This is a genomic window from Paenibacillus medicaginis, assembly GCF_042138635.1.
Taxonomy (GTDB): Bacteria; Bacillota; Bacilli; order Paenibacillales; family Paenibacillaceae; genus Paenibacillus; species Paenibacillus medicaginis.
The window spans coordinates 41,914-56,194 of record NZ_JBHIRY010000005.1 but is presented as its reverse complement, the minus strand read 5'-3'; the positions used below and the strand labels follow the sequence as shown (position 1 = coordinate 56,194).

Sequence of the window (14,281 nt, the reverse complement as noted above, 5' to 3'; positions counted from 1 at the left end):
CTAACATGACAAAAAATAATGAAACCAGCAGCATAAAGGAGTTGTCACCCGAACAACGTGAAGAACTGCTTGGAACATTAAAGGCCCGGTTTGAGAAAAACATGAACCGCCATAAAGGATTAGAATGGGCTAAAGTTCAAGCAAAGCTCGAAGCTAACCCTGAAAAATTATGGTCACTCCATGAAATGGAAATAACCGGCGGTGAACCGGATGTTGTGGGTCATGATGAAAAGACGGATGAATACATTTTCTACGACTGTTCAGCAGAAAGTCCTAAAGGCCGCAGAAGTGTTTGTTACGACCGTGAAGCACTGGAGTCAAGAAAAGCGCATAAACCAGAAAATACCGCAATCGATATGGCTGCTGCCATGGGTATTGAGCTTTTAACGGAAGAACAATACCGGGAACTGCAGAAGCTTGGAAATTTCGATATGAAAACATCAAGCTGGGTGAACACACCTGCTAATATTAGAAAACTCGGCGGGGCCATATTCTGTGATCGCCGCTACGACACAATCTTTATGTACCACAATGGAGCCGACTCCTACTATGCTGCAAGGGGTTTCCGTGGCTCGCTAAGGGTTTGAAATTTGGAGGAAAGCAGCAGTGTAACGACTCTTCCTTCAAACGAAAGAGGCTTCCAATTCCGAGCCTCTTTCGTGTTGTTCATGATTTTTTCCCGTTTGCTTCAAGTTGATGATTATGCCCAAGTTGTAGTCGTTTCAACCGGTAAGCGGTAGGAAGGATAACCCTCTTTGGCTGCTTTTCCTATCGAGATCAACATGACCGGCTGGAACCGGTTTTTATCAAGGCCAAAAACTTCAGCGATCTGCTCCTTCTCATAACCGGCCATCGGGTTGGTGTCATATCCGTGGGCACGGGCAACAAGCATCAGTTGCATCGCAACGAGACCCGAGTCAATCAGGTTCATGTCACGCAGGTCGGATGCGGCCACATTCGCATAATAAGGTTTCACTTGTTGCAATTGCATCTCCATGACGTCCTGTGGCATGTATCCAAGCTCCACTGCTTTGCCAAAAATTTCATCAATATATTCAATGTTGTTTGCATCGTAAAATACGGCAATAACAGCCGAGGAAGTCAAAGCTTGCGTCTGGTTGAAGGAAGCCAGCGGTGCAAGCTTTTCTTTGCCCTCAGCGCTGTCGATGACAAGGAACCGCCAGGGTTGCATGTTAATGGAAGAAGGGGCACGGGAAGCTTCCGCCAAAATTTCGGTCATTTCCTCCCGGCTGATTTTCACTTCAGGATCATAGACTTTAACGGAGCGGCGTTCTAAGACGATTTTATTGAAATCATTTGTTTTATGGAATTTGCCATTGACTGTGTTCATGCAGATTTCTCTCCTTTAATATCCGTTTATTTAATATTTGTGAGATCGTGGTCATTCCACTTATCTTCACTATGAGAATTGTAAACTATGAACTATACTTTATAGCAAGACAGAAAAATGAGGTGATTCATATGAAGATTAGTGAAGTGGCTAAAATGGTTGACCTTCCTATATCAACGATCCGTTACTATGAGAAAATGGGCATTATCACTGATGATTATATACTGCGAGAACAGAATAATTATCGGAATTATGCTTCAGAAATCATTCAGTATTTGAATGTTGTTAAAAATTGTTTAGCTGTTGGTTTTTCAATTAACGATATAAAATCCATGATCTCGAAAAACGGAATGCCAAAAGATGAACAAACACGCATTATTAAAGAAAAAATATCAGAAATTGAAGACGCTCAAAAAAAATTGGAGGATTCCAAACAAAACCTTTACGACTTTCTTAAATTGGATATTACGTGTGAGAAGGGGTTCGGAAAATATTAATTGATGAGGAAAATATGGCTACGCTGGAGCTCTATTACGAACGTTTTTTATCGGAAAAGGCGAGGAAGTCGTACATGGCCGCAGCAGAAAAAATTGTAGCCCCACTGGCTGCGATGAAAAGCAACGATCATAAGGGACTTTCTGAATGACGCCCCTTTTCTATTCAATCCAATCGAACCGGTTACTTTCTTTAGAGGTGTAATTTCAATCCCTCATGCGATGCCTTAAAACCTAGCTTTTCATAGAAATTAAGAGCCTCGGGTCTCTTTTTATCTGTTGATAGTTGCACCATACGACATCCGCGCTCTTTTGCACGTTGAATTGCCCATTGAATTAACATAGTTCCTACACCTTTCCCACGTTCTGAAGAAGCTATACGAACACCTTCAATTGTCGCTCTCCATCCTCCTTGATGAGTAAGGTATGGAGTAAATGTAATCTGTTGAATACCTACTATCTCCTCACTATAACATGCCACTATCAATTCATTGTTAGGGTCTGAGTTAATTGATTGAAATGCCTTTATGTAACTTTCTGGCAATGGGTTTTTATAAAGTTCTCTTGTGTTTCCTAAAACGTCATCTGAAAGCATAAATACAATCCTGTCGAGGTCATGTATTGTCGCTTCTCTAAATGTAACTGGGTTTGTATTCATTATAATCCCCTTTCCTTTTTAAAATATGACCGTTTCAGGAGCTCAATCCCTTACAAGAATGGCCCTCGTCCGGTGGTCTCGCGCACAATCAAATCAACAGGCAGTGTCTTGCGCCGCTCTGCGATTGGCTTACCGTCAATTTGATCAATAAGCATGCGAACCGCTGCCTGTCCCTTTTCCAGTATGTTCTGTGAAACGGTCGTAAGCGATGGAGATGTGTATTCAGATATAAACAAATTATCAAACCCGATCACAGAATACTCGCCGGGTACACTTTTTCCTTTTCCCTTCAATCCTTTAAGCAATCCCATTGCACTGATGTCGGAAAAAGAAAAAATCGCTGTGACATCCGGCAGCTCCACAAGTCTGTTCGACGCTTGATAGCCCCCCTCCAGGGAGGTCGGCAGCTTAATCATCAATTGGGGGTCATACGGAATTCCAGCTTCCTCCAATGCATCTTTATATCCGAGCCAGCGCTCATGCAGCACGCCATAGTCGGCAATCCGCTCCAAAGGAATGTCACCAACCAATAATGCAATTCGCCGATGGCCCTGAGCGATCAGATAAGACGTCGCCCGATAGCTGCCCATGTGGTCGTCAAGATTAACTTGATACAACTCGCTGTCCTGCAGGTAGCTGTCAATAAAGACAACAGGCAGACCCAGCTCCATAGCCCGGCCAATCGCCTGTGACCCCTCATTCATGCCCACAATAATCAGGCCGTCCAGTCTTCGCTCCTTCACGAAGGCGAACGTCTCCGTGCTTTCATCGATACCGGTCAATATAATATGAAATTTCCGGTCCCGCGCCCCTTCCTCCACACCTGCGAGCAGATCCCAGTAAAAAGGGTTATCCTGCAAGCGCCCTGGCTCCATGGTCGGTACGACCAGACCGATCAAATCTGTTCTCCGTGTCTTCAAATTCCGGGCAGGTAAATTGGGGGTATAACCAAGCTCCTCGATCACCCTCTGAACCTTCTGTATCGTGCTGGCCGATACGCGGCCTTTGCCATTCACAACATTGGAAACGGTGGCGATGGAGACCCCTGCTTTTTTGGCCACATCGACGATGTTGACTTCATGCTTCATATAAACACCGCTCTCTTTGATTTGAAACGTTTTACCACATTATAGCCCAAGCCATCCTGATACGGAAACCGTGAACGGCAGCCTGTCCTGCCCAGCCGCGCAAGCTTCCTTTTGTGGATCGCCTTGACCAAACAGAATAACGGCCAACCCGCTGCATGCGGATCGGCCCATGAGTCTACCAGCCGCTGTTCCCGGAGCCTTTAACAATCTGAAAAGCATTATCGGGATTGTGAAGACCGCCTGAAGCAGCGTCTTTTACTACAACGTTCGAAAATGATCCTGTACCTGTGACCCCATCAAAATAAATGCCGTATGTTCCTGCTCCATCAACGTTCACCCCATCCAAAACAATGCCGCTGATTTGCTGATTGTAGCTGAATTTGATGCCCTCATAGGTGCTGTCCACAATATCCGCCTGCTCGATCACAATCGGTGATGTAATATTTTGATTTTCTGCATAAATCCATAATCCGCCAAAGCTGGTGTTCCAATTCGGCTCATAACCGCCGGTGCGCAGCAGGGTATTACGTTTGACTTCTGTCGTTCCACTGAATGGTACGGCGTTAAAACGGGTGCTCACGGCAATGCCTGCCGATGCGGTCACCGTATCCGCACCAATGTTATCCCAGACTTTGTTGGCTTTTCCGCCGTATAAAGCAAACGTGTTGGCCAAGACCGGGATTTGCGCCGTATTGTACCGGAACATGTTGTTCTCATTCGGCATACTGTCCGACCACATCGCGAAGGCGTCGTCCCCTGTATTACGCACGTTGAAGTGGCTGATTATCGTGTTCTTCACACCGCCGTGGAAGTTGACTCCGTCTGCCCATGTATTGCGCACACGGCCGCCTGCAATGTACAAGCCGTCCGTGCCTGCCTGCAGCCAGAATCCGACCTTCATATGCTCGATCCAGACGTTTTGAATAAGCGAACCTGTGCCGAAGTTGCCCTCGATCCCGGCGTGATCCGCAGCGTCGTTCCGGTAGAGCGAATCGCCGAAAATGGACAGATCGGCAATCCGCACATTGCCGCCCGTACCGTAGAAGCCCCCTTTTCCATTTGTCCCCTGCAGTGTCGTATGCCACATGCCCGCTCCGCGAATATGCACGTTATCCACGTTCACTCTGTCGTTCATGCGGAATGTGCCGACCGGAATCCAGACGCCGGCCTTGCCCGTCGATTTAGCATTTTGTATCGCTTCGCGCAGTGCCTGCGTATCGTCGTTATGATCATTCGCAACCGCACCGAAATCGATGATGCTCACAAAATTCGCTGGCATGGCGTATGCAGGTTCCACTTGTTCCAGATTAACCAAATCGATCGTATAATAAGCAGCTGTATCTCCTGCGTCCTTCTGTAATCTCACTGTCGCCCCGGCCGGAATATCCCCCACTACAAAGCGGCTTTCATCATAAAAATGGTGCGCCCCGCCATGGGCGGGATTATCATTATACGGATAATTTCCGTACGTCCAGGCGAACTTGGAGCTCAGATTCAAAGCTTGCCGCTTAACCCCGTTCACATACAAGCTGAGCGTAGCCTCTGTTCCTCCACCGCCCGGAGCATCCGGCATGCTATAACGCACAATCAACGAATTGGCTGCTGCGGGTGTGCTCCATTGCACATAATGGCCTGCCGATGACAGCTTCACCGCGCTTCGCCCGGAGGATTCGGCTGCAACAGTCAGATACTCACGTGACGGTGCCAGTACCTCTGCATTTGTCGTGCCTTTTTCCGCCTCCAGCTCCTGGTATGGCACGGTCGCTCCTCTGCTTGCAAGGGCGATGCCATTCTCAACAGTCAATGAGTCGATTGTGACGCCACTCATCGCCCCGCCGTTTGTCTCGTACCAGATGGTGTTTACCCCTTTGCGCAGCGGCAGTGTCTCCGTTTGATTGGCCCAGGCATCCGTTCCGCCGGTGGAAGCAAGCGTTATCGTTGTCGCGTAAATGCCGTTTACATATACATTCATCGTTCCGGATCCGCCAGTACTCTTGGCATAACGTAAAGTAACATCTTTATTGCCCGTGGATGCCGAATTGACCGTAAAAATGACCCGGGCACCTGCAGAATCGAAATTACGCAATACATTTCCCGTTCGGACGACTCCGCCGGAAAAGAACTGCTCCTCTGCTTGATACTCGTCCGGTAAACCAGGATTCGGCTCAGGCTCAGGTTCCGGCTCGGGAAGCAACTCCCCGACAACGATATGATCCAGATTCACATTCCCTGTATCTGTTGCATCAAAGCGGTATTGAATCGTGTTGCTGCCTTCATGAAGCGTTACCGTCTCTGCCTTCATTCCCCATTCATCCCAGGCCGAGGTCGCAGGCAGCAGCAATTGTCCCGACTTCACTCCGTTGACGTAAAGGCTGAGCGTCATCGCCGCTCCTGTTCCGTTGGCATAACGGAGCGTTACGTCCCTGTCACCGGCAGCGGACGATTCTACTGCAAAGCTAACAGAGGCGGAGCCCATGTTGCTGTCGGTGAAGCCGCCGACAAAGCCGGAGCCCGAATACCCGGCATGATTGGACTCTACCAGGACGCCGCCCGCCAAAGAAGCATCCTCGGCTTCATAGGAAGTGGCGGCATAGATCGGCTGCGGCAGCGCCACAAGCGCCACAATCATGCAGCTCATCAGGAACAGCAGCAATGCTCTTTGTTTCAACCTTCTCATTTCGTCGCCTCCCCAAAATAGACTCAAGACTCGAATATTCAATCCGGTGTTCCTGACACTACCCCTTCGTTGCACCATCCGCGAGACCTGTAATCAAATACCGCTGCAGGAACAGAAACACGATGGCGATCGGTACCGCAATTAAAATCGCGCCTGCCGCAAAACGGGTAAAGTTGTTGGCAAATTTGTCATTGATAAAATTAAACAAGCCAAGCGCCAGCGTAAATTTCTCCGGACTGCGTAAAATGATGCGTGGCAGCAGAAAGTCCATAAACGGTGCCATAAAGTTAAACAGTGCAACTACCGCAAGGATCGGCTTGGTGAGCGGCAGCAGAATTTGAAAGAAGATCCTGAAGTGGCCAGCACCGTCCATTTTGGCGGATTCATCAAGATCCCTCGGAATCGTATCCAGATACCCTTTGACCAGAAATGCATTCATGGGAAGCCCGCCACCAATATAGATGACAACGAGACCCCACAAGGAATCCAGCAGCCCAACGACGTTCAGCAGCAAATAAATGGCGACCATGCCCATCAGCACAGGAAACATCTGCAGCAGCAGGAACGAATAAATACCATATTTTCGGCCCACAAAATCATACCGGGAAAAAGCAAACGCCACAAAAGAAACGACAAGCACGGATACAACCGACGTGACAGATGCTACCCAAAGCGTATTTTTGTACCATAACAGATAATCGCTCTGCGGATTCGCAAAAAGCCACTCATAATGAATGAAGGACCAACGCTCCGGAACAATGCTTGAGCTGAACAAGCTGGTTCCGGGGTTCAGCGAGATGCTCATCGTCCATAACAGAGGGTACGCAATGACCATAAACATGAGCAGCACCACACTGTAAATCAGCGTTAATTCCAGGCGGTTTTTGGCCTTCCTGCTCATCAGAACATCCTCTCCTCTCGGGCCGACCGGCTGCGGCTGAATTGGAAGAATGCAAAGATTGTGACGACAAGCCCCATAATAATCGAAATCGCCGCCGCCATTTTATAGTTGTTATTTTCGAAAGTAAGCTTATACACCCAGGAAATCAGGATGTCCGTTCCGCCTGCCGTCTGGTTACGAACCGGGGGGCCACCCTGGTTAAACAAATAGATAATGTTGAAATTGTTAAAATTGCCTGCATACTGCATAATGAGCAGCGGTCCGGTCGCATACAGCACATGGGGTAAAGTAATAAATCTGAACTTGTTCCACCGGCTGCCGCCGTCCACATCGGCCGCTTCGTACCAGTCCCTCGAAATGCTTTGCAGCACACCGCTAAACAGCGCAAAAACGAATGGAAAGCCTAACCACACCTGGATCATGATGATGGTGACCTTCGCCCACACCGGATCGGACATCCACGGAATTTGTACACCGAGCGGTGCCAGCAGCTCACGATTGATGGCGCCAAAGTCGTCATTAAACATCGCCGCAAAGATAAGAATGGTCACAAAGGAAGGCACAGCCCACGGGAGAATGAACACAGTACGGATCAGCTTCTTGAACTTGACACGGGCGTCGTTCACCATGACGGCCAACAGCATGGCGACCGCAATTTGCAGCGTCGTTGCAACGAACGTCCACACCACCGTCCATGATAAAACGGACAGCAGGCTGGCTCGCCATATTTCTTCTGTGAACAAAATTTTAAAATTCTCAAATCCCACCCAAGTCAGAAGCTTGGCGGGCGGAGAATTGTATAAATTGTAATCCGTAAAAGCAAGACAAATCATAAACAATAACGGAAAAACAACAACGAAAGCCAGTATGAAGAAACCCGGCAGCACCATGTAATAAGGAAAACCGCGGTCCCATGCGGCGTGAAAGCCTTCCTTCAAGCTGGGAATCGTGAAGCCGTTTTGCAGCTGCTGGCCGTCGCGGTAAGCATCGATAAAATTGTAGGCATAAAAAATGAGCATGAACCCTGACAAAATAACGGACAACAGCCCCTGTACAAGCAGCGTGCGGGAATCGTCCAGCATCGGAATGGTGCCTAGCGTATAAATCCCCCAAAAGCCGATGTTCAGAAAATCGTACAGCCCCAACAAAATCGCCGCCGACAGGAGAAGGAACAAGCTGCCCTTTACATATCTGCGGTTATAAAGCTGCCCAAGGCCCGGTAATACCGAAAGCGCTACAGATAAAGCCGGATAATGATTAAGCTTCTTTTTATATTGAACAGTTGCCAAGCTTCTCACCTTCTTCAACTGTCATGAACCCCAACCTCACTTAGTCACGTGGATCTATGTCTACTGTGCGCCCGCCATTTTTATTTTGTCTTGAATCTGCACGACAGCCTCATCAAGCACCGCCTGCACCTCTTCGCCTTCGGACGCAAATTTAAGCGCGTTCGCCATCGGGTCCCACACATGCGTCAGCTCCGCCACATTCGGAAATGGTTTTCCGTACTGAATTTGCTCCGAAAAACCTGCAACCAGCGGATCATTAACGAGCAGCGGATCGTTTAATACATCCAGATGAGCCGGCATTTCACCTGTCGCTTTAAACCATTCCATAGACGATTCCGCATTGGTTAAAATTACAGCCAGATCCGTGGCCCACTCCGGATTTTTGGAATAAGCAGAGAGCATCCATCCTTTTACGCCGATAAATGACTGCGGATGGGCACCGTCTTCCATGACAGGCAGTGCGGCAACAGCCAAATTGTCCCCTAACTGCGCCTTATGGTCGGTAATGGCCCAGGGTCCGTTAATGACTGCCGCCACTTTACCCTCATTGAACAGGCCACCAACAATGTCACCGTTCACTCCTTTAGGCAAATACCCCTTCTCAAACCAGCTTTGGATAAGGCTCATACCTTTAACGGTCCCTGCCTGATTAAGTCCTATATCGTTAATGTCAAAGCCGGTATCCGTTTCTTTAAAAATATAACCTCCGCTCCCGCCCATAAATGCCCAGGAATAATAGAAGTTCGTGGCATCATACAAAAAGCCGTACTCATCGCTGCCCGCATTTGTCATTTTTCCGGCAAGCTGCTCAAGCTCCGCAATCGTCTTTGGCGCTTCGGGAACAAGCTCCTTGTTGTACAGTAGCGCATACGTCTCAACCACAAACGGCAATCCATACAGGTTCCCGTCATAGCTAAGCGCTTCCAAAGTTTCTTTCGTAAAATTAGCTTTATCTTCCTCACTTACCTTTAACGGCTGTACAAGTCCCTGCACTGAAAGACTGCCGATTCCCGGCTGATAGAAAAGATCCGGTCCCTTGCCCGCAGGTCCGTCCAGCGACAGCGACTGCTGCTGATCGTTCATGGCAATCGGCGTAATATTCACCGGAATGCCGGTTTGTTCTGTGTATTTCGCTGTTGTCGCTTTCAAATCTGCCAGTTTTTCGGCATTGTCATCCGCCCAGATTGTAAGCTCCGCAGGCTTTGGCTTTATGCCTTCATCCGCCCCGGGTTGACCCATGTCTTCAACACCTTCGGTGCTGCGTTGTGGCCCGCATGCTGCCAGCATAAGAATAAAAACCAATAAAAAGACCCAAACGGACATACTCTTATACGACACTCTGGATTCCTCCTGGATCATTTTCATCTTGCTCTCACGTGAACACTGCTTTGGCAGTCGTTTTGAGTCCCTTCATCAAGGCGAGTGCGACTATAGCACCCAAAAAAGATAGCGCTTACATTAATGACGCTAATCAGCCACTTCACCGCAACGTAACCTCCTTGAACAGACGTAGGCAAACAATTTTCTTCTCATTTCCGGCAAGCAAATCCCAAGAAGCCTCATAAATAGTGCATGGTTAAACCTTTAATCAGAGAGTAACATGCCTTTCTTCTCATCGTCAAGCTCATTTTCTGACTGATAATAAAAAAGAAATGCAGACCCGATCAATACATATCTTTCATCTTCCACGGACAATGCACTGTAGCCTAAAAAGCGACATAGGATAAGAAAAATTGCATTGGAAAGGTGGAACAAAAGTTGTATTATACGAACAATTATCAAACGAATCCAAGTCTACTCCCGGACATTGCACATGCTCTTAATGGTGAATATTCTGCTATTGCTTGCTATGAGCAATTGGCAAAACTTGCTCCAAATGAAGAAGAACGAACTAAAATTCTTGAGATACGCAATGATGAGATTAAACACTTTCGTATCTTCTCACAGATTTACACCTCACTAACTGGCAGACAGCCCACCCCTCACATACTTGCAAAGTGTCCGGCAGAGTATATGGCTGGACTTAACTTTGCATTTAAAGATGAACAAAATACAGTTGATTTTTACTTAAAAATCTCTGACAAAGCAGACGACCCCTACATTAAGGAGCATGTCAAACGTATTTCGGCTGATGAACAAAATCATGCTGTATGGTTTCTCTACTTCATCACGCAGCATAAGTAAAAAGGCGTTCACCTCTCCATCGGTGAAAATGTGGGATAAACAAAAGCTATGCCTGCCTTCCAGTTTAAGTTTTGGAAGGCAGGCCTTATTCATGCACTATGAAGGAACAGAAGAAGTCAATTTAAATGAGACAACTCTCTTTCATACTGCTGCTGCGCGGCACTTAACGCATCCGGGATCGACATAATGCCCAGTGCGGCGTTACGTACGGCCATGCCCAGGATTCTTTCAAACCGGTTTTCATTCATATCCAGGGATGGGCCAAGGGGTTTTCTGCGCCAGCCTGTTTTAAAATGCCGCTCGATGCCCCGCAGCCAAGGATACAGCTCCAAAATTTCCTCATTCTCAAACACCGAAGCGCAGGGCGACAGACCTCCCAATAGTGTAATTAAATTGGCAATTTCGGAGCTGTAAATCCAGTTAAGAAACTCCATGCACCAATCCACATGTTTGCTTTGCTTCGAGATCCCGATGCATCCTCCGCCAAGCAGTGGCGTCTCTCCGGGCGTTGGCGCTGTGCCCACACGGTTAAGCACACCTGAAAACCGGTTATTGATAATCTTCGATGCGTGATTGATGAACACAATCGTCATTGCGGATTTTCCATGGGCAAAGGCTTCAAGCGAGTCCCCCCACCAGTAGCTGATCTGCGGGTCCGAGTATGTTTTCGTTTCAAGATATTCCTGCAGCGATTCACTGAATGCCGGAGACAGCAGGTCCATATTTTCCGCTGCAGGGTAAACCTCTTCTGCTCTTTCCTTGACTCGGGGCAAAAAATCACATGCCGCCACACTAGCCGATCCATAGGTCATGGTTGTGCCAAATTTGGTAGGTGAGTTCGGATTCAGACTTTGTGTAAAAAACGCCGCGATCTTGTTATATTCCGCAAAACTGCTTGGCACCGCCAATTGCTCATGGGTCATTTCATAGAACATTCTGCGGATGGTTGTATTTTCAAATAAATCTTTTCTGTAAAACAGCATTTGAATGCTGGGATCAAACGGCAGCGTATACTGCTCATCAGGCGAAGGACAGTACACATGACGGATTTCAGGCAGAAACGAACGGATCGCCCCGGACAATTCATCCATGCGCGGCCCAAGCGGAATGCATAGCTCCTTTTCGAGGCGTGACAGCCATACCATGTCCATTCTGATCAAATCAAAAGGCACGGTATGCGCCGATGACAGCATCCCATACAGCTCTTCATGCGGCAGGGCCACAATTTTCAGCTTGATGCCCGTAGCCTTGTAAAGAAGCGGTGCCAACACCGATAAAATATCGCTGGTCGGACTCACGATGGTCGCAAGTGTGATTTCTTTTTCGGTGGACAGGTCAGGCACAGGGTAATCCAAATTTCGGAACCCATTGGCTGGAATCATCTGGCTCTCCCCCAACCCGTCTCCGGCTAAAACATCTAGGACGCGGCGGGCCATTTTCCGGTAATCAAGCTCAAAACGCGGGATATCCAATGAAGGGATCACTTCGCTTGGAGCAAACGTCATGATCGGGGGCAGCTGTCTGGACATCATTTCATGTATCCGCTTCAGTTTTACGGCACGTTCGGTATCACTGGTAATCATGACATCAAAAGCCGGCTCATGACTTGCGATTTCAATGGCCCCGCTGCCGGAAAGCCGGGAATCGTAGCTGAAATTGGATAAAGCGACCCCCTGCGTTTCCAGAAGATTTTGTAATGCTGCAAAAAAAGCATGCTCTACAGGTGTATTCTCGGATTCTGCAAAATAGACTGCAGACTTATATCCCCTCGACAGCAGCTTCTCCGCAAACAAAGACGCGATCGCCGCATAATCAAAGGATACCACAGCCTGATTGGGCTGGGGATCAACGAAAGGATGATTCATAAACAGCACATTTGTATTGACCTTGTAGGCCTCTTGCGGTGCGGACAGGCAGCTGAATGCAACGATCAGCTCAGGACGGTTGGACATCGCCTGCTGAATGCATTCCTGCTCTTTTTCAGGCACGTTTTTTGATAAATGAAGACTGGAGTCATAGTTTCTCTCTTCCAGAAGCTGAATCAATGTTGTGTAGAACTGATGATAGGTTTCCTTCGTGAGGTCAGGCATGATCACGGCGACATGTTTTACTGAATCCTTGCGCAGCTTCTGCGCCTGGGCGTTCTTATTGTATCCAAGCTGGCGGGCGGCCTCTTCAACCAAACGGATCTTTTCGATGCTGACATTCCCTTTTTGATTGATGACATTGGATACCGTTCCGTGTGATACCCCGGCGAGCTTGGCTATATCATGCATGGTGGGCAAGTCGAATTCCCCCGTTTTCTTTAAGAGGTAGTTCAAAAGTCATCTTTTGATCACGAAGTAAATCAGGAAGCGGACTCGACATCGAATCTTGAATTCAGCCGGGACTAAGCGGATGCTTCCGAAGCATGTTTCCTGCGGAAACATTTCAGGTGCTCACGTACCCCAAGTACGCTCCGCTCCTCAGTCCCTAACTTCATCCAACTCAAGCGTTTTGAAAAAACGCACTTCGGAAGGATAGGCTTCGGTGCTAAAAATCTGACTTTTTGAACACTTACTTTATTAACTTATTGATATCACACTTCATCCCGAAAATAAAGTGCAGGATTTTGTATTTAAATTTGAACGTGTCAATTCATTTATACCTAAAATAAAACCTAATTCTCAGGAAATATCTGCTTTTAACTTAATTTTTACATTGCTTTTACGCAATTATGATTGATACGTTCAAATTAGTGTGTATAATCTGAGTTGTTCAACATCAACGGTGTGGAGGAGATTACGTGGGAATGGCCTTGTCCGAGTCGCAGCAAACCCTCAGAAAGCTGACAGATCAAAATAAAGTATTAATTATGGCTCACCGTGGCACTGCGGGCGGCAACATTGTACAGAATACGATCGGAGCCTTTGAAAATGCGCTGAAGCACGGTGCTGATATCGTGGAAGTAGACGCATCCATGTCCACCGATGGCGTTTTTTATGCGTTCCACGATGGTATGGAGCCTGTACTGCTGGGAGTCACAACGAATATCCGCACCTTGGACTCCAAGGTGATTGAGAGCTTATGGCTTCGCAATTCCAATTTTGAAATTAAAAAAGAAAGAGTGAACCGCCTGGATGATGTTTTGGACTATCTGAAAGGGCGCTGCCTGATTAACCTGGACCGTGGCTGGCTGAATTGGGAGGAAACGATTAGGCTGGTCAAACGGCATAACATGAATGAGCAAATCATTTTAAAATCCCATCTGGTGCCCGAATACTTGCAAGCCTTGGAGGAGCAAGCGGCGGACATTATGTTTATGCCTATTATAACCGCGGCTGAACAAACCGGATGTTTCGATCAATACAAGCTGAACTGGGTAGCGGCAGAATTGATTTTTGAGGATTTGCACAGCCCTGTCATCGATGAGCAGCTGATCACGCATTTGAAATCCAAAGGGCTGCTCCTGTGCTGCAATCCGATCACCTTGAACGATTGGATCGATCTTACAGCCAAAATGGACGATAACCACTCCATTCTGCATGGACCGGATCCGTACTGGGGGTGGTGCGTCCGGAAAGGCTTTGATATTTTGCAAACAGATTGGCCAATGCTGCTTAAATCATATATTAATAGCTTGTAGATTCTATACATCCA

13 protein-coding genes are annotated in these 14,281 nt (G+C 47.6%); 5 read left to right on the top strand and 8 right to left on the bottom strand.

Going from position 1 to position 14,281, the window contains the following annotated elements; genetic code table 11:
• Window positions 1-5 precede the first annotated feature (5 nt).
• Window positions 6-587: a DUF4256 domain-containing protein gene (locus tag ACE5LO_RS07195; protein WP_375519352.1), complete on the top strand. Its 582-nt coding sequence runs from the start codon at window positions 6-8 to the stop codon at window positions 585-587.
• A gap of 113 nt (window positions 588-700) precedes the next feature.
• Here the strand turns inward: ACE5LO_RS07195 and ACE5LO_RS07190 are convergent, their stop codons facing one another.
• Window positions 701-1,351 carry a nitroreductase family protein gene (locus tag ACE5LO_RS07190; protein WP_375519351.1) on the bottom strand — a complete coding sequence of 217 codons (651 nt, stop codon included), beginning with the start codon at window positions 1,349-1,351 and terminating at the stop codon, window positions 701-703.
• Window positions 1,352-1,482: 131 nt separating this feature from the next.
• On the opposite strand from ACE5LO_RS07190, the gene ACE5LO_RS07185 reads away from it, so the two are divergent.
• Together ACE5LO_RS07185 and ACE5LO_RS07180 are read left to right on the top strand one after the other, a co-directional pair.
• Entirely contained in the window at window positions 1,483-1,848 is a 366-nt protein-coding gene (locus ACE5LO_RS07185) for a helix-turn-helix domain-containing protein (RefSeq protein WP_375519350.1), read from the top strand.
• Between the two features lie 14 nt (window positions 1,849-1,862).
• Window positions 1,863-1,997 (top strand): hypothetical protein, encoded by a 135-nt coding sequence (locus tag ACE5LO_RS07180; RefSeq protein WP_375519349.1) that lies wholly within the window; start codon window positions 1,863-1,865, stop codon window positions 1,995-1,997.
• Window positions 1,998-2,038: 41 nt separating this feature from the next.
• Here ACE5LO_RS07180 and ACE5LO_RS07175 read toward each other — a convergent pair whose 3' ends face one another.
• The 6 genes from ACE5LO_RS07175 to ACE5LO_RS07150 all read right to left on the bottom strand — a co-directional run bounded on the left by ACE5LO_RS07175 (window position 2,039) and on the right by ACE5LO_RS07150 (window position 9,796).
• Complete coding sequence (locus tag ACE5LO_RS07175; RefSeq protein ID WP_375519348.1) at window positions 2,039-2,503, bottom strand: GNAT family N-acetyltransferase; 465 nt, start codon at window positions 2,501-2,503, stop codon at window positions 2,039-2,041.
• A gap of 50 nt (window positions 2,504-2,553) precedes the next feature.
• The gene (locus ACE5LO_RS07170) at window positions 2,554-3,591 is read right to left on the bottom strand and encodes a LacI family DNA-binding transcriptional regulator (RefSeq protein WP_375519347.1); all 1,038 of its coding nucleotides are present in this window, start codon (window positions 3,589-3,591) and stop codon (window positions 2,554-2,556) included.
• Window positions 3,592-3,766: 175 nt separating this feature from the next.
• Entirely contained in the window at window positions 3,767-6,268 is a 2,502-nt protein-coding gene (locus ACE5LO_RS07165) for a carbohydrate-binding protein (RefSeq protein WP_375519346.1), read from the bottom strand.
• Window positions 6,269-6,326: 58 nt separating this feature from the next.
• Entirely contained in the window at window positions 6,327-7,169 is an 843-nt protein-coding gene (locus ACE5LO_RS07160; RefSeq protein WP_375519345.1) for a sugar ABC transporter permease, read from the bottom strand.
• Entirely contained in the window at window positions 7,169-8,458 is a 1,290-nt protein-coding gene (locus tag ACE5LO_RS07155) for a carbohydrate ABC transporter permease (RefSeq protein WP_375519344.1), read from the bottom strand. Before ACE5LO_RS07155 ends, ACE5LO_RS07160 begins: the two co-directional genes overlap by 1 nt.
• Window positions 8,459-8,518: 60 nt before the next feature.
• On the bottom strand, window positions 8,519-9,796 hold the full coding sequence (locus ACE5LO_RS07150) for an extracellular solute-binding protein (protein ID WP_375519343.1): 1,278 nt from the start codon (window positions 9,794-9,796) through the stop codon (window positions 8,519-8,521).
• A 420-nt stretch (window positions 9,797-10,216) separates the two neighbouring features.
• On the opposite strand from ACE5LO_RS07150, the gene ACE5LO_RS07145 reads away from it, so the two are divergent.
• Window positions 10,217-10,642, top strand: a complete 426-nt coding sequence (locus ACE5LO_RS07145; protein ID WP_375519342.1) for a ferritin-like domain-containing protein — start codon at window positions 10,217-10,219, stop codon at window positions 10,640-10,642.
• Between the two features lie 116 nt (window positions 10,643-10,758).
• Here the strand turns inward: ACE5LO_RS07145 and ACE5LO_RS07140 are convergent, their stop codons facing one another.
• Window positions 10,759-12,918, bottom strand: a complete 2,160-nt coding sequence (locus ACE5LO_RS07140; RefSeq protein WP_375519529.1) for an extracellular solute-binding protein — start codon at window positions 12,916-12,918, stop codon at window positions 10,759-10,761.
• Window positions 12,919-13,433: 515 nt separating this feature from the next.
• Here ACE5LO_RS07140 and ACE5LO_RS07135 point away from each other — a divergent pair.
• Window positions 13,434-14,267 carry a glycerophosphodiester phosphodiesterase family protein gene (locus ACE5LO_RS07135; protein ID WP_375519528.1) on the top strand — a complete coding sequence of 278 codons (834 nt, stop codon included), beginning with the start codon at window positions 13,434-13,436 and terminating at the stop codon, window positions 14,265-14,267.
• The last annotated feature ends 14 nt before the right edge of the window (window positions 14,268-14,281 follow it).

Bases quoted from the DNA above. Each gene is read 5' to 3' on its own strand.
- ACE5LO_RS07195 (WP_375519352.1), top strand. From the start codon at position 6: ATGACAAAAAATAATGAAACCAGCAGCATAAAGGAGTTGTCACCCGAA.
- ACE5LO_RS07190 (WP_375519351.1), bottom strand. From the start codon at position 1,351: ATGAACACAGTCAATGGCAAATTCCATAAAACAAATGATTTCAATAAA.
- ACE5LO_RS07185 (WP_375519350.1), top strand. From the start codon at position 1,483: ATGAAGATTAGTGAAGTGGCTAAAATGGTTGACCTTCCTATATCAACG.
- ACE5LO_RS07180 (WP_375519349.1), top strand. From the start codon at position 1,863: ATGGCTACGCTGGAGCTCTATTACGAACGTTTTTTATCGGAAAAGGCG.
- ACE5LO_RS07175 (WP_375519348.1), bottom strand. From the start codon at position 2,503: ATGAATACAAACCCAGTTACATTTAGAGAAGCGACAATACATGACCTC.
- ACE5LO_RS07170 (WP_375519347.1), bottom strand. From the start codon at position 3,591: ATGAAGCATGAAGTCAACATCGTCGATGTGGCCAAAAAAGCAGGGGTC.
- ACE5LO_RS07165 (WP_375519346.1), bottom strand. From the start codon at position 6,268: ATGAGAAGGTTGAAACAAAGAGCATTGCTGCTGTTCCTGATGAGCTGC.
- ACE5LO_RS07160 (WP_375519345.1), bottom strand. From the start codon at position 7,169: ATGAGCAGGAAGGCCAAAAACCGCCTGGAATTAACGCTGATTTACAGT.
- ACE5LO_RS07140 (WP_375519529.1), bottom strand. From the start codon at position 12,918: ATGCATGATATAGCCAAGCTCGCCGGGGTATCACACGGAACGGTATCC.
- ACE5LO_RS07135 (WP_375519528.1), top strand. From the start codon at position 13,434: ATGGCCTTGTCCGAGTCGCAGCAAACCCTCAGAAAGCTGACAGATCAA.